At 37.3% G+C, this 17,210-nt stretch carries 24 protein-coding genes; 10 read left to right on the plus strand and 14 right to left on the minus strand.

Annotated features, from left to right (window positions below; all coding sequences use genetic code 11):
- Positions 1-56: 56 nt before the first annotated feature.
- Positions 57-449, minus strand: a complete 393-nt coding sequence (locus YN1551_RS15375) for a hypothetical protein (protein ID WP_012718292.1) — start codon at positions 447-449, stop codon at positions 57-59.
- 39 nt (positions 450-488) lie between these two features.
- On the opposite strand from YN1551_RS15375, the gene YN1551_RS15380 reads away from it, so the two are divergent.
- Entirely contained in the window at positions 489-1,043 is a 555-nt protein-coding gene (locus YN1551_RS15380; protein WP_012718293.1) for a hypothetical protein, read from the plus strand.
- Here YN1551_RS15380 and YN1551_RS15385 read toward each other — a convergent pair.
- Positions 1,017-1,298, minus strand: a complete 282-nt coding sequence (locus YN1551_RS15385; protein WP_012718294.1) for a hypothetical protein — start codon at positions 1,296-1,298, stop codon at positions 1,017-1,019. The two genes, YN1551_RS15380 and YN1551_RS15385, sit on opposite strands and share 27 nt — an antisense overlap.
- Positions 1,299-1,340: 42 nt before the next feature.
- On the opposite strand from YN1551_RS15385, the gene YN1551_RS15390 reads away from it, so the two are divergent.
- A complete protein-coding gene (locus tag YN1551_RS15390; RefSeq protein ID WP_012718295.1) occupies positions 1,341-1,856 on the plus strand; it encodes a hypothetical protein in 516 nt (171 codons plus the stop codon).
- A gap of 8 nt (positions 1,857-1,864) precedes the next feature.
- Here the strand turns inward: YN1551_RS15390 and YN1551_RS17250 are convergent, their stop codons facing one another.
- Both YN1551_RS17250 and YN1551_RS15400 read right to left on the minus strand, forming a co-directional pair.
- A complete protein-coding gene (locus YN1551_RS17250) occupies positions 1,865-2,020 on the minus strand; it encodes a hypothetical protein (protein WP_012718296.1) in 156 nt (51 codons plus the stop codon).
- Between the two features lie 134 nt (positions 2,021-2,154).
- Positions 2,155-2,766, minus strand: coding sequence for a Holliday junction resolvase-like protein (locus tag YN1551_RS15400; RefSeq protein ID WP_048052528.1), 612 nt, complete (start codon positions 2,764-2,766; stop codon positions 2,155-2,157).
- Positions 2,767-2,951: 185 nt separating this feature from the next.
- On the opposite strand from YN1551_RS15400, the gene YN1551_RS15405 reads away from it, so the two are divergent.
- Positions 2,952-3,554: a hypothetical protein gene (locus YN1551_RS15405; protein WP_012718297.1), complete on the plus strand. Its 603-nt coding sequence runs from the start codon at positions 2,952-2,954 to the stop codon at positions 3,552-3,554.
- A gap of 4 nt (positions 3,555-3,558) precedes the next feature.
- On the opposite strand, the gene YN1551_RS15410 is transcribed toward YN1551_RS15405, so the two are convergent.
- Positions 3,559-5,064, minus strand: a complete 1,506-nt coding sequence (locus YN1551_RS15410) for an Ig-like domain repeat protein (protein ID WP_012718298.1) — start codon at positions 5,062-5,064, stop codon at positions 3,559-3,561.
- Between the two features lie 299 nt (positions 5,065-5,363).
- Between YN1551_RS15410 and YN1551_RS15415 the strand changes: the two genes are divergently transcribed.
- On the plus strand, positions 5,364-6,263 hold the full coding sequence (locus YN1551_RS15415) for an IS5 family transposase (protein ID WP_012717109.1): 900 nt from the start codon (positions 5,364-5,366) through the stop codon (positions 6,261-6,263).
- Positions 6,264-6,347: 84 nt separating this feature from the next.
- Here the strand turns inward: YN1551_RS15415 and YN1551_RS15420 are convergent, their stop codons facing one another.
- From YN1551_RS15420 to YN1551_RS15445, 6 genes are all read right to left on the minus strand, one after another.
- Positions 6,348-6,668 (minus strand): hypothetical protein, encoded by a 321-nt coding sequence (locus YN1551_RS15420; protein WP_012718299.1) that lies wholly within the window; start codon positions 6,666-6,668, stop codon positions 6,348-6,350.
- A complete protein-coding gene (locus YN1551_RS15425) occupies positions 6,662-7,384 on the minus strand; it encodes a ParA family protein (RefSeq protein ID WP_338107617.1) in 723 nt (240 codons plus the stop codon). The genes YN1551_RS15420 and YN1551_RS15425 overlap by 7 nt, the downstream gene beginning before the upstream one ends.
- Before the next feature lie 15 nt (positions 7,385-7,399).
- On the minus strand, positions 7,400-8,458 hold the full coding sequence (locus YN1551_RS15430; protein ID WP_012717385.1) for an ISH3-like element ISSis6 family transposase: 1,059 nt from the start codon (positions 8,456-8,458) through the stop codon (positions 7,400-7,402).
- Positions 8,459-8,601: 143 nt separating this feature from the next.
- Positions 8,602-8,832, minus strand: a complete 231-nt coding sequence (locus tag YN1551_RS17935) for a ParA family protein (protein WP_048052529.1) — start codon at positions 8,830-8,832, stop codon at positions 8,602-8,604.
- Positions 8,829-10,139: a ParB N-terminal domain-containing protein gene (locus tag YN1551_RS15440; RefSeq protein ID WP_012718300.1), complete on the minus strand. Its 1,311-nt coding sequence runs from the start codon at positions 10,137-10,139 to the stop codon at positions 8,829-8,831. The genes YN1551_RS17935 and YN1551_RS15440 overlap by 4 nt, the downstream gene beginning before the upstream one ends.
- Positions 10,136-10,417: a winged helix-turn-helix domain-containing protein gene (locus YN1551_RS15445; protein WP_012716276.1), complete on the minus strand. Its 282-nt coding sequence runs from the start codon at positions 10,415-10,417 to the stop codon at positions 10,136-10,138. The genes YN1551_RS15440 and YN1551_RS15445 overlap by 4 nt, the downstream gene beginning before the upstream one ends.
- A 105-nt stretch (positions 10,418-10,522) precedes the next feature.
- On the opposite strand from YN1551_RS15445, the gene YN1551_RS15450 reads away from it, so the two are divergent.
- Both YN1551_RS15450 and YN1551_RS17255 read left to right on the plus strand, forming a co-directional pair.
- On the plus strand, positions 10,523-10,804 hold the full coding sequence (locus tag YN1551_RS15450; protein ID WP_012718301.1) for a MarR family transcriptional regulator: 282 nt from the start codon (positions 10,523-10,525) through the stop codon (positions 10,802-10,804).
- Between the two features lie 58 nt (positions 10,805-10,862).
- On the plus strand, positions 10,863-11,012 hold the full coding sequence (locus tag YN1551_RS17255) for a hypothetical protein (RefSeq protein ID WP_012716279.1): 150 nt from the start codon (positions 10,863-10,865) through the stop codon (positions 11,010-11,012).
- On the opposite strand, the gene YN1551_RS16380 is transcribed toward YN1551_RS17255, so the two are convergent.
- A complete protein-coding gene (locus tag YN1551_RS16380; protein ID WP_012716280.1) occupies positions 10,980-11,597 on the minus strand; it encodes a GNAT family N-acetyltransferase in 618 nt (205 codons plus the stop codon). The two genes, YN1551_RS17255 and YN1551_RS16380, sit on opposite strands and share 33 nt — an antisense overlap.
- 143 nt (positions 11,598-11,740) lie before the next feature.
- Here YN1551_RS16380 and YN1551_RS15460 point away from each other — a divergent pair, with 143 nt between their 5' ends.
- From YN1551_RS15460 to YN1551_RS15475, 4 genes are all read left to right on the plus strand, one after another.
- Positions 11,741-12,064 carry an SWIM zinc finger family protein gene (locus tag YN1551_RS15460; protein WP_012716281.1) on the plus strand — a complete coding sequence of 108 codons (324 nt, stop codon included), beginning with the start codon at positions 11,741-11,743 and terminating at the stop codon, positions 12,062-12,064.
- 3 nt (positions 12,065-12,067) lie between these two features.
- Positions 12,068-12,250 (plus strand): hypothetical protein, encoded by a 183-nt coding sequence (locus YN1551_RS15465; protein WP_012716282.1) that lies wholly within the window; start codon positions 12,068-12,070, stop codon positions 12,248-12,250.
- Between the two features lie 87 nt (positions 12,251-12,337).
- Positions 12,338-14,212 (plus strand): VirB4 family type IV secretion system protein, encoded by a 1,875-nt coding sequence (locus YN1551_RS15470; RefSeq protein WP_012718302.1) that lies wholly within the window; start codon positions 12,338-12,340, stop codon positions 14,210-14,212.
- A 1-nt stretch (position 14,213) separates the two neighbouring features.
- Complete coding sequence (locus YN1551_RS15475) at positions 14,214-14,471, plus strand: hypothetical protein (protein ID WP_012718303.1); 258 nt, start codon at positions 14,214-14,216, stop codon at positions 14,469-14,471.
- On the opposite strand, the gene YN1551_RS15480 is transcribed toward YN1551_RS15475, so the two are convergent.
- Positions 14,433-15,095 carry a hypothetical protein gene (locus YN1551_RS15480; protein WP_012718304.1) on the minus strand — a complete coding sequence of 221 codons (663 nt, stop codon included), beginning with the start codon at positions 15,093-15,095 and terminating at the stop codon, positions 14,433-14,435. The two genes, YN1551_RS15475 and YN1551_RS15480, sit on opposite strands and share 39 nt — an antisense overlap.
- A 91-nt stretch (positions 15,096-15,186) precedes the next feature.
- On the minus strand, positions 15,187-17,187 hold the full coding sequence (locus YN1551_RS15485) for a hypothetical protein (RefSeq protein WP_012718305.1): 2,001 nt from the start codon (positions 17,185-17,187) through the stop codon (positions 15,187-15,189).
- Positions 17,188-17,210 lie beyond the last annotated feature (23 nt).

The following is a 17,210-nucleotide window of genomic DNA, read 5'->3' on the forward strand; positions in this document are numbered from 1 at the left end:
AAGTTTTATAAACTTTGAATAAACTCCCCAGTTTAATGAGAAAAAATGAAATAACTTTAGTGAGCTAGGAAGAGTACTACTATTAAAAATAGCCAACCAGCTACTAATATGTAGCCTAATATTTTCTTAGCAACCTCAGCAAAAACTAATAAAATGTAAATAGCAGTTAGCGGGATTAACCATGCTATAATATTAGCATATGTTGAAGCTAAGCCTGGGTCTTGCTTTAACAATGTGTTCTGCAATATACCCTGAATAATCCCCACTAACCAATTATATCCCTGAGCTACAAGATTAAGAATTCCCTGGAAGAAATTTGAAGGAGGAGCTGGGATTTTCTGAGCATAGCTCTGAATCTGTGTCGAATTGATAATACTGTTGTTTGTAGTTGTTGCAGTCACAGTTACTCCTAATACTATTATAACGAATAGAGCTAATAGAGTCCTCATTTTTGCCCAGAATAAAGTATTTTAAAAAGCTATTAGGTGATGGACTGGTTTCTGTCATTATTTAACATTATATTAGTTTTAGTATTCTATGAGGTGTTTCATGGGATACTTTACTACAAAAGTAGGGAAGTGAAAAGGGAAGGAAGGATAAGCGTGAGAGTTTTAAATATTAACGAAGAAAACGCGGTAACACTTAACAGTATATTCTTTAGAAACACTATAGTTTTTCTCTCTAACAAGATAGATGAGAAAATCTTAACACATGAAGAAGGACATACTAAACAATTCAATTACATTTATGCTTTTCTGATAGCAGTAGCTGCTTTGTTATCAATTAGTACTTTGTTAGCAATCCCAGCTATTCTGGTAGGGAAATTCTTATTATGGAAAATGGAAAGGGATGCGGATCTTTACGCATATACTAAATATAATATAAAATACGAAAGCGTTGCTGAGAGGCCTAAATCTAAAATTGATAGAATAAAAGCTTGGGTCTTTGATACTCATCCACCTGACTGGGTAAGAGAAAAAGAAGAATATTATGAAAAAAAGATTAGTTTGATCAAATTATTTATTCAAGATCTGACTTCTTAATCTCCTATACTCAACTATGCCTCCGATCAGACTTACGAACCCAATTAACGCCAGAAAGTCCGTTATGTAGCTAGCATCGCTCCCCAGTAAGCTGCTAAAGCTGCTGTCGAAAGTACTAGCTATAGCTCCTCCTAACAGCGCTAACCCGGCTATGAAACCTCCCACTGCAGCCTCATGGTTGCCCTTCCTATACTTCGTTACTGGCATCTTCACTACTGCTTTTGCCTTACATTTTATCACTTGTAGCCTTTTCATTGCGCCTCATCTTATCTCTTTTTAAAAACCCCCTATCTTAGAATGAAGCTAAGAGAATTAACAGTAGGTTGGCTATACACGACAAGTGGAATAGATGAGAAAAGTTTCCCTATCGGAATAAAGAACGTGAATATGAAAGAATTACTAGTAATATTTCCACTGCTAATACTGACTATCAGTTTTGCTTTTAAGAATATAATGATAGCAATGGCATTTATAGCACCAGTGTTCTTCTTCGTATTTTATGAAGAGAAGTCCATGGATGAATTTCAGTACATATATCATTTCCTCAGGTTCTATCTCAACGACTTCCTGGCGCCTAAAGAAGAGAAAAATAAGAAAGAGAGTAAGAAGAAAGTAAAAACTTTTGACATAAAGAAGTTTAAAGATGAAATAATAATTACTGCATCGGCGTTATTAGCATTAACAAACGTAAATGCGTTCATAAATACGTTTCAGTTGAAGTTTTACTACCCAACCTCATTGAGTCAAGATCTACTCTTCGCCGTTGGAACTGGTGTAGCAATAGGATTTATTATATCGAAAATTAGAAAGTAAAAAATAAGTTAATCTATTTTTATCACATCAACTTTTCTTTTGCTTTTTAGTCCTGCAACTATTTTAGGGTCATTGATATACAGCGTAAGTTCCATAGGAAATGCCCTATACTTTTTTGCTAGTTCTATTATCTCTTCTGGATCCTTACTTCTTATTGCCAGCATCAAATATAATTATATCTACAGGCTAATAAATTAAACAAAACGATTGCTTTCCCTAAAATTACGTTAAGCCGAAGATCAGTTTAAACTAGTTGCTTAAGAGAAAATAAGGAAAAACGGAACTGCTGTTAAAGTTTTCAACTCAACTTGTTTATTTCTTCATTTATCTTCTTCTGCACTTCACCTATCAAGTCGTTCAAACTGACTACCTCATACCTTACTTTTCCGTTCCTTATTGCATCCCTAACTTTTCTTTCTCTCTCAGTTAGAGAACTAGATTTCCCGCTCTTAACTTCAATGAAGATTACCTCTGGGTGTACATTATCGTCAGAAAGTCCTTTGAAAGCAATGTAATCCACTGGACTACCTAAATGCCTGAAGTCCTTAGGATTAACTTGATATTTGTCTGCCAGAAGTAGAGGAGCAAATTCTTCCCCTATTCTTCCTAAAAGAGTATTAACTGATCTAGCTATAGCGTCCTTTCTTATCATTTGTTCATTCTGTTGTTTCCACATTTCCAACTGCGCTTCATATTGCTGTTTTATTGATTGTTCTAATTGCTTCTGTAATTGTTGTGAGTGTTGATTAACCCAGTTATTGAACATCTGTTGAGCTATTTGTTGCGAATTAAGCTGAACTTCTGTTATCTTCTTATTTAGTTGCGAAACCTTCCTTGAATAATATGCGATAACTATTATTAGGACTATTAGAAGTAGAGCTGATACCCCACCTAAAATTTCCACTAACATATTTTCTAAATCGAAAGAGAGAATTATAACTTTTAGCACTTGTAAAGTTTGCCCTTATTTTACCTTAAGCACCTAGTATAAACATCCCTTTTGCTTAAGGTGGTTTTAGGACTAACTCCCGTAGAGTTTAAAGTTAAAACAGAAAAGTATTTAGCTATAGAAGGAGAATAAAAAAGTGAATGACGATGAGGAAGTTTAACTATAACGAAATAGTAATCCTCAACCCATTGCAGACTAGGTACCAAATGATGTCTTCTAGGGTATTCATCTCTCTCCATGCTGCAGCAAACGACGGAATTTACAGAATGAATAGAAGAAAGTTTGTGACAAAGTACGGTCCAAAGACTATAGGAATATATATGCTAGGAGCTTTCGGCGCTCTCATTTTACTTATAGGTATAGGTATGGCAGCTTATCCGTTCACTCAGACTACTGGGATGACTAGTGCTGATGGTCTAATTGCTATAGTCATAGGAGGGCTTATGTTATATTTTGCTATAAAGAATGCAAAGAAAACGGTTCAGAAAATAAATGAAGAGAAAGGGATTGAAGGGGAACTTGTAGTCCCATGGAATCAAGTTAAGACTATAACTGTCATGAATGTGAGGCAAGAAAACGTAGCTAATAGGCCTAGCTTAGTTCTCAATACTATAGCTCCTACTTACAAGGAAATAGGTGACTGGCATGTACTTACCATAGACGGGAGGGACATAACAATACCTAACGTAGATGATCCTTATAATAAGCTAAATTACGTAAAAAATAGATTTAATTTAAATTTTAGTTGATTTTTTACATATATCTTCCAGGTGGTGGTTCTGAGGACGTAGATCCGCCACTATTATTTTCTACTACTACGGTATTTCCGGATCCTCCTCCGTTTTTCTTTCTGAATGCTCCCATCATATGTTCTCCTGGTCTTAGTCCGAAGACAAAGAAAGCTAGAGTGAACAAAAATTCCCCATCCATAGCTATAGGGTCGATAGCAAACATTAACGCTCCCAATGGCAGTGTTGCCAATATAGCGAATGTTACTGCAGCTATCAGCCCAGCAACCATAAGTCCTATCAATAAGTCTATGACCACCATAGCAATTTTTCTTGTCCATTCGAATATCCATAGAGTAGCCCATAAGGGAATTGTGTCTACTATCGCTAGCATTACAGCGTACTTAATCGTTGCTATTGCTAAAGTAATAGCTAATAAGAACATAACGAGGGACAAGAACATCGACAACGCATCACCAAACCCAAACGGGATGCCATTCATTAAGGCAAATAATGCAGTAAACAATGTAGCTCCCCCTGTATATTCAACTGTTGCGATCCCTAAGTAAGGTCCTGCAACAGAATATATTATAGAATTAATGAAATTCGCAGCGTAAGTATAAATTGTTAGGCCACCCGCGAAGAACAGTCCCCAAACAGATAATTTGTACATTACGTCTCCAGCAAGATCCACGAGATCGGCATACTCTCCCCTTATAGCGTTATAGGCGATTGAGAAAGCTATGAAAAGCATTGCGAGCCCAACGCTAAAGTCTTTCATTTGGTTGTAAATTGATTGTGACGCTGGTGACATGGTAGGAGTAGGAGAATATGTCATCCATTCCAGAGGTGCTCCAAAAATCTGTAGTAATGTTGTTAGGAATCCTGTAAACGCATTAGCGACAGAGTTAATTAATCCAGAAATTGCGCCTGTGATTGCTCCTTCTATCCACCCAAGAGGTGAAGGGGGGTTTGTAACTGTAACCAGAACTGCCCCAGAACCTCCAGCAAAATTCTGTTGATTAATTACACTTGCTGCAACTATGTATTTACCTGGATCATTAAAAGTATAGGTAAAAGAAGTACCTCCAGTAGCGTTGTACACTATACTTCCATTATATAGAACAGTCCATATTACAGTTCCAGACATGGAAGGACTCCATGAGACTGTATAAGTTTCAGTATTGCCTGTGTACGCTGAAGTAGGACCAGAAACTTTTACCTGTAGTTGCACTAGCGTAATTTGTACATTTCCTCCTATCTTACCTCCTGTAGCAGCTGCAAGAAATATCGCTGATGCCATAGCAGCAGCAAACAACACTAACGCATAACGCTGGTCGTATCTGTTAGCTAATATTGCTAAGAGTATGAGAGCTGCTGGTATCAGTGTCTGCAGTGTAGCTATAAACTGGCCTAAGCCACCTGGACTTCCTCCTCCACCTCCTTGTGCCGTTGCTATAATATTTCCTGCTCCTGAAAGCAGTGATGGAAGTACTAATATTATTAATAGGATAGTTAATGCTTTCCTCATTTTCCACTCCTAATCAAGCTCTTTTTAAAAAGCTCAGTTGAATAAACTCCCCAGTTTACTGAAGAAAAATTCAAGCCTAATCTCTTTTTTCAAACTCCTTAACAAACCTACTAACTAGTCCTAACACTTCCTTAATCTTAGGTAAAAAAGCGGATAAGGGAATATAGTAAGCATTCTCCAAGCTTATGTCTGGTTCCCTTGAGGCGATAACTATTAAATAACTTTTATCACACGACCTGCTTTGTGGGTTACTTCAGAATTATACAAAAATTTATAAATAATTATACCGAGTATTACTCATGGGAAAGAGTAAGTACAAGAGGGATTGGAGCAAGTACGACGAGAACGTTATAACTAGATACGAGCTAATGTTCCCCTTCTACGTCTTCCAACACTGGTGGGAATTACTAGCAGAAGAGAATAGGAATGCCAAGAAAACCTACAAGGCGCCAAAGGAGTTCAACGACTTCCTAGCGTTCCTGCACTTGTTCCTACCTTATAGGGCCATAGAAGGAGTATTGAGAGCATTAGAAAGACTGAAAATCATCCCAACAAGCCTAGACTACTCAACAATATGGGAAAGAGTAAGAAACATGAACATAAAATTCCCAGAGGCAAATGACCAACTTGAAGTAATAGCAGACGCAACGGGAATAAGCACAAACAAGGGAGGACAATACATTATAGCAAAATGGGGAAAAACCAAGGACTCAAAATTCCTCAAGATCGAAATAGTAATGGATAAGGACCAATTCAACGTAATAAACGCTGAAGTAACCAGCAACGAGGTTCAGACTGCAGTTAAGACGGTTAAGGATTTACAAGATAAGGGAAAGAAGGTCAAGAAGTTTTATGGAGATAAAGCTTATGATGCTAATGAGGTTTACAAGACTGGGGTTGAGGTTGTTGTTCCACCTAGGGAGAACGCCTCCACTAGACGCGGTCATCCTGCTAGGAGAAAGGCTGTAAGGGAGTTCAAGAGGTTGGGTTATAATCGTTGGAGGGAGGAGAGGGGTTACGGTGTTAGGTGGAGGATTGAGTCCTTATTCTCTGCTGTGAAGCGTACTTTTGGGGAATCTGTTAGGGCTACAAGTTTTTTAGGACAAGTGGTTGAGGCTAAGCTCAAGTTCTGGGCTTATGCATGGATGGTCCACTTGGCTAATTCTTTAGTTGGTAGAGCTCCGGGTATTAGGGTGTGAGCTTGCGAATAACGTTGAAATAAATATTAATTACTGAAAAATTCTCAGTGCATCATATCATGCTTATGAAATAAATTGAAGAGATCAACAAAGCACACACGACCTTAATTCCCTCAAACCTTCCAGTTCTTCCGTAAGTTGGTCTTTGTCTATACCGTTACCGCTCTTGACCTCAAAGCCTATGCATAAGCTCTTCAATTCGGCATCCGTAGCTATATATAACGCATCTATAGCCCTATCGTTGGGCAGTTTAACCTCCTTAGAGGAGTACTTTATGCCGATAATTTTCCTAGCCCAATCGTCGGCATTAGCTTGTAAAAGCGTCATTACGAAGTTAGGGTTGTAAACTATTATCGTCTGTATTATGTCGTGTACATATACAAGGTTAGAATAGTTGGCTACCATTCCCTAACCCTCCTTACTACCTCTGAAGGCAATCTGTAGAATACTTTATAGAAGTAGGAGTAGAGGTCTGGTTGGAGTTTCTCGCTAACTAAGAAGAGCTTGTCAAATACTTCACCTATGGGCGGTATACTTTCGTTCCTCCATATTAGGTCACTCAAATACTCCTTATTTGATGAAAGTATGAAGTCCTCTGGGTGGTCGTCGTTAGCTCCGAAGTAAGGCGGGTCGTAGATATGGCTCATCACTTCCGTGTTCTCTGAGATTTCGTTAAGCAATAACTTGTTATGTTCTAACAATAGTTTAGTTGAATTCCTCCTAACCTTAGTGAGGACAGATCCCAATACTCTAGGATTATCGAAACTGCTCCATATGTATTTAGGCAAAGCCTCCTTAAGGAATATGAGCATTGCGTTAAAGGCCTCAATGGTACCATCTTCTGGGATTATTAAATAGTCCGAAGCCCTCAGAACAGGCTTTATTGTGACTACGTCAGAAGGTGAGGTATCTATCAGTATGAAGTCATATTTTTCTCTGAAGTTCTCTAACTCTTTCTTAACTGCAAACTCATCGAACATTGGGAAGTAGCCTTTGAACATTGCGTGGAAAGTAGATACGTAGGATCCCGGGATTATGTCTAATGAAACTTTTACTTCTCCCTTAGAAGTCTTGGAGACGTGGAGAAAGTTCTCTACAATTACGTCCGATATCTCCCTTATTCGGTAGACCCAAAATCACCTCCTTGAAAATAAATCTATATTATTAATAAGCGGTTCTATTGATTTAAATAGAAAATCTTTTAGATAGAATAAATCATCAGAAAACAAGAGTATTAGGAGTATCCTGAACTGCTCCCTCCTCACCTCCCCCTTGAACACGGTGTACAGGGAGTAGAAGGCCACGGCCAGCACGAAGATCAACGTGCGGAAAACAAACTTAGTAGAACTAGTAAATGGAAGAAAAGCCTTAATGTTCCTATAAGAGGTCTCTATGGGACCCCTTACCTTATTGTACAAATCCAACACCTCCCCCTTCGGTAGGTCTAGATTAGTAGCCCTAGCAAAATAAACAACACTCTTCTTCTTTCTCCTCACTTTTTCCTTGCTGTACACGAGAAGCCTGAACTTGACCTGCTCATCCCTCCTATGCCTCTTACTATTAGTTGCGTAATCCCCGTCAAACTCCTCATAAACCTTAACATCCCCAACAGGCACAGCAACTATATACTTAAACTGTGAAATGAAGTTGAGCACATCAACAGTATAGAAACCTGCGTCAAGAGTTATCAACCTTATCTTGAACCCCATCGCGACGACTTGCTCCACGAGGGCCTTCACGATCTCTTCCTTAGTCATCCCCTTGACTTGAGTGACGAAGGCCAGTAGGAGCACTTTCCCATTAAACTTTGTCGTCGCAGTTGCGTAGTTCCAAGAGTTTCCCTCCTCCGAACTCCCGAGCCCTCCCACCGGTCTCCCGTACCAGGTCTTGGTTGTCCAGTCTATTGAGACGTCTATCTCCTTGACTCCCTTCAGTACCTTCAAGGATATCTTCCTGGCGCTTTCCAAGAGTTTCTCAATAACTTCCATCCCTTGCTCCTCCACGTAATTCCTCACGGTCTGTGGGGACACGCCATACGCCCTCGACTTGCTTTCCACCGAATCGTTCCATAAACACGCTGAGATGAGGGTTCTCGCCACCTCTTCCCCTTTCTTTCCCTTGAAGTTCAGCATGGAAAGTAATTTATATCCTATTTGTTGAATGTTATTTTGGTGAGGGAGTACCGGTGTTACCATCTCACTTACTCACGTGGTAATACCACATCTCCCTCAGCTTAAACCTTTCTTCAACTGAATTCTTAATACTCATATAAATCCTGTTATCTATCATGAATCGATATTATTCTGTCAGAATTATTTTTCATAATACGATTTTGGGTCTACCGTATTAGGGCGTAAGCACTCCTATCCGATTCCGGTCTTATAGACTGTTGTAGGATTTCCTTCCTTCTCTCCTCCTTAACGAATATCTGTGTTAAGGACATTTGTGGGTCGAAGTCTATCAGCAATACTCTGTGGTTTACTGCTAAGCCCATTCCAAGAACTGCCGTTAGCGTAGTCTTACCTACACCGCCCTTGAAGTTATGTATAGCTATAACTTTACCGTTCATTTCACCACCCCGAATTCCTCCTTTGGGTAAAGCCTCATGTTTCCTTTAACGAACTTGTAGAAGAGTTCCTCCAGCTGTTGTCTGTTTAAATGAGAAGATAGTAGGGGTTCTGCTACATTATGCCAGTTTATTGATAGGTTTTTGAAGGCTATCTGGAAGTTCCTCCAAACTTCTACCATGGTAAGAATGGCCTCTTCATCCAGTTTCTTCTCTTCATAGAGTTGTTTAATTTCTGGGCAATTGGATAACATCTCCTCCTTTAGTTTGGCTACAGTCTGTAACCATTTTTCATGGTTTATTCTGGTTATCTCTTCTGCAGGCGAGTGAACTTCAGTATTAAACTGGGGAGTTAACTGTTGTTTAGCCTCTTCCTCCTTCTGAGCCCATTCCTCTACGAAAGAATACTCATCACTTTCAGCCTCCTCTCCCTCATCAGTTTCGACTTCCTCTCCTTCGTCTTCTTTCTCTTCTTTTACCTTGGATTTCTTCTTAGACCTTTGCAGTTTCTCTTCGGTCTTCAGCTTATTAATTGCTTGAGAAACTGCCATCCTATGGTTTACTATCTCCTCAAGTAGATCCTTCCTCTCATCCAAAATTATCTTTCTTCCATCGGTAAGTAATGTATTTCTTTCGTAAGGAGGTAACTTAGCTACAGCTTCTAGTAAGCCCATTTCTTGTAGTTTAGTATAGATACTGTAGGCAGGATAGATTCCCAGTTTTCCTTTTAGTATATAATCGGTTAGCCATGGTGCATTTTCCTTAATCCTAATATAGTAGTCTAGTGCTCTATCATCAACCTTTACATTATACTTCTTTAGCTCTTCTTTTACTGCATTCCTTAAATCAGTGAGGCTTTGAATTTTTTTATTTTGACTTTCACTAAGTTGAACGGGTACCCGTTCAACTTTCGTCTCTTTAGGATTATTTTCACTATTTTGGTTCTTTTTTAATATCTTAGTCTTCTCTTCTACTGCTTTCTCTATTAACGCTAGGGCTTGAGCTTTACTCAGTTGCCTCTGTGTTAAATTTGTAGATACTAATAGATCGTATTCATCAGCTCTGTCAGTCGTTTCATATACCGCAACTGGAACCTTTTTTATTCCTAATTCCTTAGCTATCTTCAGCCTAGTGTATCCGTTAATTAACTCGTAGTTTTGATTAACGATAAGCGGTACCTTTATTCCATTTTTAGCTATATCTTCTTTGATTTTATCATACATGTTATTTTCAGGGATGAAGGTTCTGAATTCATCAACTTCCTTAATTTCTTCGATAGAAATTTCTTTGTACTCTTTCAGCTTACTCATTGAACCACCTCAATCAATTTTCTAATTTTTTCAAGTTCTGTCGTTGCTAAATGTCTCCCTTTATCCGTTAAGACGTAATAGATTTCTTCACCTTCTTGTTCCTTTATTACATATCCCTCTGCTAATAACCACCTAATATTCTGTATTACGGTCTGGTATGGGATTTGTGTACTTTCGGCTATTTCACTTGCTTTTGCCTTACCTACCTTTAGGAGGTAAATAACGATATATGCCCTGGGAGTTAGGAAGATGTATTTATCTGTGGATATTTTTCCCATGTTTGCTCTATGTTAATCATAGAGCATAATAATATTTAAATCTTCTCTTTACATATCGCATAAACCATAGATTACTCTTTTCATTGTATGTATAACATCAACCATATGAAAGAAAATTATCGCGTTCTCAGTGAGACCGAGCAGTATATCCTATTATATTTAATTAGTATAAAGGAAGGGGTGGCGGTAAAGGAAATTTATGAGGAAATGAAACTAAGTCCTAACGCTGTTACCCAAGCTGTTAATAAACTATTAAATGAGGGACTTTTAACAGAGAAAAGGGAGGAAGTATTCCCTAGAAGAAGATTAATATATTTAAGTGAGAAAGGGAGGAAAATAGCTCAATTACTTCTTCAGATGCAGGAAATTATAAAGGTAAATCAATAGCGTGTTAAGTGGAAAGTATTAAAGTGAGAGTTGAAGAATATTAGATTAGTGAAAAGAGATGGCTAAAGTTGAGGAAGGAGAAATAATTCTAGATACTGAGGAGGAAGTTAACAACTTAATTGAGGCTATAAGGAAAGAGAAGGTTGATGAAGAATTAATTAAAAAAGCGTTATTGTTAAGCAAGAAAAGCCTTGTATCTAACCTCTAACACGTTTTTATATAATGAGTAAAAGTAATTCGCACCTCCGCTCTTATCTTCATAAATTAGCTGGAAACCGAGTTTTTCATAAAATTCCTTAGCTGTCTTTGTATAAACTAAAATTCCTATACAACTATTATTAATACAATAGCCTAACGAATAGGGAATTATGAAATTCTTAACAAAAACACTCCCTACCCCTTTGCCTTGATATCTTTTATCTATACCTAGCTGTCCTAAAAGGATTACGGGTAGTTTCTTGAAACTTATATTGAACTCATGAGGTAAACCTCTTCTGTTAAACTCCTCCTTCATTACCTCCCTAATCTTACCTATAAAACCTTCAGCGAACGCATAAGAATAACTGGAAAATGAAACAAAGCCCGCCAAATCATTATCACAAATTAGTAGAAAAGTATGGTTTATTCCAGCTAGATAATGCCCTACAGCAAGCCTTCTTATAAACTCGTTTTGTTCCTTCTCTCCACAATCAAAACTACCTAACCTATTTATGAAAGATGAGTGAATAGTATAAACATAACAATTGCCTAAAGGAGTAGAAATAGTATCGAAAGGTTGAATATTAGTACTCAACTCCTTATCGATATAAGATAGTCAATTCGACAGATAAAAATTACTTCCAATGCTATAACTTTGCCCTTATATTATGCTCTATTGTTTATGTAAAGCATAAAGTTTATATACTATCTATGCTTTATGATTAACATAGAGCAAACATGATTTCCACACAAACCCCCAAAAATCCGATTAAAAGGTTAGATGTTTTTTACGTATTATCTGAAGGTGTAGTAGTAGCTGGAGACGTAGAGAGTAAGAGTAGGAAGGGATTATTGCATTATACTAGGATTGTTCTGGATCCTCTAACAATGAAGATTACTAAGGCTTCCTGCGACTGCGAGGGTTATACTTTCAGGCACAATTGCTGGCACATCAAGACTTTAGAGCAGATGATTAAGGAGGACAGGGAGTTAAGGGAAAGGATAGAGAAGGCAAGGCAGGAAATGATGCAAATAGAAGAAGACATAGCAAGCTGGGGATGAGCTATGAGTGAGGTACTGCAGACTCAGAGAAACTTAGAAGAGTTAGTAAAGCTATTGAGGATATACTTTCAACTTGATGAGATTCTCAGTTTCGCAATGGAAGAGTTAGGAGGCGATGAAATAGTAGTTGAAATATCAGCAGTTAAGGACAGAGTTAGAAAAGTGATTGAGAGAATGATAAGTTAGAATTTTTCTTATTAAACTAGGGAGTTTATTCTAATTTTTCTAACTATTTGTGCTACATGGGTTTTTAAAACGGCTCTTTTTGAGAGCATGAGTTTCCTTAACTTATTCAAAAAACCAAGTCAGCAAGCAGTAAAGAAGGATAAAACTAAATACTACAAGCTGGAAGGGATCCCGTTCTTCCTTCTAGCGCCAGAAGATAGAGATATGAAAATGAAGGAATTAAGTGCTCTTTTAAGTCAAGCTGAAAAGGGCTATATTTACATCAGTCGTAAGCCAGATACCTACGAGTTTGAGGGGACTAAGTTCCCTATTATTACGTCTTCTTTCAATTTGATAACAGAGAAAGAACTAGACTTAGAGACAGCCGAACCTCCGCAGAGGCCTAAGATTGTTAAAGAATATGCAAAATATTTACAAACTACAGAGGGTTACGCTAGAGTTCTGGTTAGTTATGCATACTCGACTAAAATTTACGAAGGTGCGCTTGGCAGAATAGACTTCAAATCTTTACGCCCTGAGCTCTTTGAGTTAGTTGTTCAGTTCCAGAAAATTTCACCACTTTCTGTAAGAAATTACCTCAACAGCCTAGAAGTGAAGAAACAGAAGATGGCCAGGTATGCCTCTTCATCAGTTCAAGTTGAGGAAATGTTGGTAAGAGGGGCTCAATTGAAGAAAGACCTTGATGAGGAGGCTGCAGATCCCCTCAAGTTCAGATTCGTATTCATTATACACAGTAAGACAGTTCAAGAACTTGAATCTTTGACAAGAGAACTCACTCAAACTGCCCAGGAAAATGGTATACTATTAGATGTTCCTTGTTGTGCTCAAAAGGAGTTATATAGTTTTGAAGGGAGCGTAGGTTACAGAATAAGCAGTAACATCAGTCTTAGCAAGTTCTATCCGATCATAGGTTTTAGTCTAATTGAGCCTGGCGGGATATTTCTAGGTACCGATGACAAAGGTGCTCCAATTGCTATCAATCCCTACTTGTCGGTCAACGGGCGCCAGAACCCACATTGGGCCATCACTGGTACAACCGGTGCAGGTAAAACAACAACTGGCGCTGTTCTCATTGATAGACTGAGAAAAGCTCACGACGATGTTTACGTAATAGTCATAGACCCTATGAGTAACTATAACAGATTCTTTGAAAATGAAGCAGATCTTAACATCGTTTTCGGAGATAATGATTATTTAGGATTGGATCCTGTTAGTTTAGCTAACGAAGGAGTAGTAAGCTCTGGTGACATTGCTGATTTCTTAATAGAATCATATGGAATTCCAGCTGAGCTTCGAGGCATTTTAGTAAGCCAGCTCGAGCAAAATAAATCGTTAAAAGAGCTCATGGACAATTTAGAAGACTTAGCAAGCAAGAAATTTGCTACTGAATACAGAAAATTAGAGAACTTCCTATTGAATATGACAACGGGTTCTGATAAGTATGTCTTTCAAGGATCTCCGCCTAGTCTAAAGAATAAGAAATTCGTCATTTTGGGATTGAAAACTGAGGACACTAGGAAGAAGCGTTTGGCAGCAACTATGCTAATGCTTTATGCATATTCACTAATTAATAAACTCCCCAAGGATGTCGAGAAATTAATCCTCATCGACGAAGCCCACTTCCTCTTCGAGTATCAGTCAGTAGCTAAGATCATTGCGATCATTTACCGAACAGCCAGGGCTTTACGGACTTCAATGATCACTATGACACAACTGATACAACATTATAATATGAACAACTATAGTAGAGAAGCCTGGCAATTGGCTAACAACAAACTAATATTAAAACAAGAGAAGGAGGCAAAAGACGACCTAGTTAATTTAGCTCATCTTTCTGAAGAAGAGATTGACTATATCCTGAAATCTTCACGTGGAAGGGGAATTCTGAGGACTGGCGCAATTACTACACACATTCAAATCCAACTCACTGACGAAGAAAAAGAACATTGGAGGACTGAGTGAAATGAGCTTAGTTCAGCTCATTGAAAAAGCTGCGAAGAAATATAATATCAAAATAAATTCTCTCCCTAATGGTGTGATAATTCTTGTAAAAAATGACATAGGCTATGTGCAAATAGCTGCAGTTAGAAATGTTTACTATGTCAGATACTTAACGAAAAATGAAGCGTATATTATACGTAACTTAAACGAAAAGATCATAGAGCTTATACTGGAAGAAAAGTTAGAAGAAACTGAAGCTATCAAAATCCCTGATGTTTAATAAAAGTAAAGTTCTTTCAATTTCTTTCATTCTCTCTTCTTCAAATAATTTTTCTTTCAATTTCTGGTCAGATAAATACTTTAGTAATATCTTCTTTCTCGTCTCAGCTTTTCCATACATAATCCCTTTCTTTTTCAACAACTCATATATTCTCAATGCCTCTTCCTTGTCACCACTATATTCATATATATAATGTATAATAGGATCCTCCCTAACCACGTGCCTCAGAAGTTTCTTCTTCTGCCTAATCGCGTGTCTGCCTAGTCCTTTCATTTTTAAGAATTTGATATAGTCTCTGGTTACCACTTTTCCTTCTCTTTCTAGAATATATTCGTAAATCGCTAAGTAAAAAGACGCGTCCAATTTTTTCTCATCAATCTTTTGCAAAATTTTATAGAACATCTCTTTCTCTTTTTCTGTCATAACGCTCTGAAGATAATTCAGTACTATTTTCTTCATATCTTTGATTTCTTTCTCAGTTTCTCTCTTTTGAGAACTTGCTCTTTCGTAATACTCTAGATTTGAATAATCTTGATATGTATAATTATCAAAGTCTACTACTTCTCCCGTACACGAGTCCACCAGAAACCCTTCGCTGTTCCTTACTTTGTAGCACTCTTGCATCAGAAAATAGAAGTATTTTAAAAGCCTGTAAGGATTTTGATGGGGAAATCAGTATTACCAGTAAACTCCCCAGTTTACTAAGAAAAAAGACTTAACTTACCCAAACTGTCCCGTTCCAGATCGCTATTATTTCTGTTTTGACTGCTGCAGTGTATTGAAATGTAGCATAGAATATGTTAGGTATGTAATTCGCTGACGTGAAGCATAGAGTTTCATGTAAATATGGAATATGTTGTCCAGTAGTATTAAGATAGAAGTAAGTCGTCTCATTGTTAAGTGGATTAAAATAGTAGTATATGTTGCCAAACGGGACTTTATTGAACCCACTGTAATATAATGCATTGTAAATATCGACAAGATATATTTCATAATTTCCAGTGATATTCATAAATATTGTATTATTGTAAATCTGTGGGATTCTGCTTATGTTAAAGAACATTATCTGATAGTTGAAATATTGCAATTTAGGCCATGCAGACAAATTTAGGATATTAGCAGTTACTAAGCTCCAGTTCTCGTAGAAAGATTCAAGCTCTAGAAGATTAGTAAAAACAGAAGATGTAGTATTGAAAGTATACATAACAAATTGTGATGCGAGAACGAAATACTCAAACTTCCAATATTGAAAGTCTGTTTTATTAATTGTTTTCATGATATAATTATACAATGTGTGTGCTAACGTAGCGTTTTGCTCTAAATAGAACCACGAAATCGCTGCAGACTTGCTATAAATCATTTTTTGAGAGATCCAGTAAGGAGGCTGTACTGTATTATCCTGAACGTTGAAAGTAAGATAGTAGTTTATTGTGTTCCAGTCTTGTTGTGTGTTTAATAGTGGAATAATTTCTATATTACCAGCGTGCCAAATTCTTTCAATAGTATAATTTGCTATCTGTATGTGATCGTAAGTAACTATCGTAGTACTATTCGCAATCGGATCTGAGCTCCACGTAGTATACGTAAAGTAAGCTGTAATATTTCTAGAATTGTAGATTTTATTATTAATAAGTGTCTGTGGATCTGAACCGTTGTAGACTATTACCATTATTGGTAATGTCACGTTATACTCATACCAGTTGAAATTATAACTTGTAGTAGATAAATAAGGCCCTGTAGGGTAGTATATATAATAAATATATGTTGTATTATTAACAGTACGTTGATAATGTTTATATCCAGCTCCAGCACTTATACTATAGCTTCCATAAACTTCTTGTGTACTTTCTGGAGGTACTGTAATCGTTCCATAGATGTAATTAGGCCCATATTCCCCTCCATACCAATAGAAAGTTGTCGCGAAACTCTGAGAATTTATCAGCTGATTATTTGCATACAGATAGGCTGTACCCCAAACTTTCATCGCGTAATACTCATAAACATAAGTAACGTTACCTTGATTGTGCGTATATTTATTATATAAATATGTATATTCGTTATATTGAACGTTTACGCTAGTTTTTACAGAAGTTTCATTAATTATTTTGTAAACTGGGGGGTTTACTGAAATTAGATCTGACGGAGGATAGCTCCAGCCAGACTGAAATCCATTAGGCGCCTCGAGTGTTTTCCCATATTTTACTATTATATCCCATTTTGAATAGTTTTCTGTATCATTTTCATTTAATGGGAACGGCTGGAGTGAAGTATTCTTATAATTGGTAATATTGACATAGGCACTGCTAGCTATAGATAATAGAGCACCGTATGGCCCTGGAGCAATTTCACTTGCGTTTCTAGCCAATGCATCAAATAAGAGATTTAACATATTGTTGTCAGGCTTTGAGAAGTTGAATAAGATATATGCTTCTGGAGAAATATTGTAATAAGGTGCTGGTAGATTACTGTAGCTTCCCCTAACATATTGTAGATCTTGTAACGAAGGGCTTAATGTTACTGTTTTATTATAAATGTACTTAGGCCCTGGGACGCTGTAAGACCCAGAACTTCCTCCTCCACTTCCTATTTGTATTGAAGAATTCTGTTGAGGTACTTTTAGATTTGCAAAACTCGCTATAAATGCCAGAATTATTATTATTGCTATAAATAAAACAGAGAATCTTCTAATATCCATTCCGAATATATTATCTCCCATTTTCACTTCCCTACCTTTAGGGG

Source organism: Sulfolobus islandicus Y.N.15.51, assembly GCF_000022485.1.
Taxonomy (GTDB): domain Archaea; phylum Thermoproteota; class Thermoprotei_A; order Sulfolobales; family Sulfolobaceae; genus Saccharolobus; species Saccharolobus islandicus.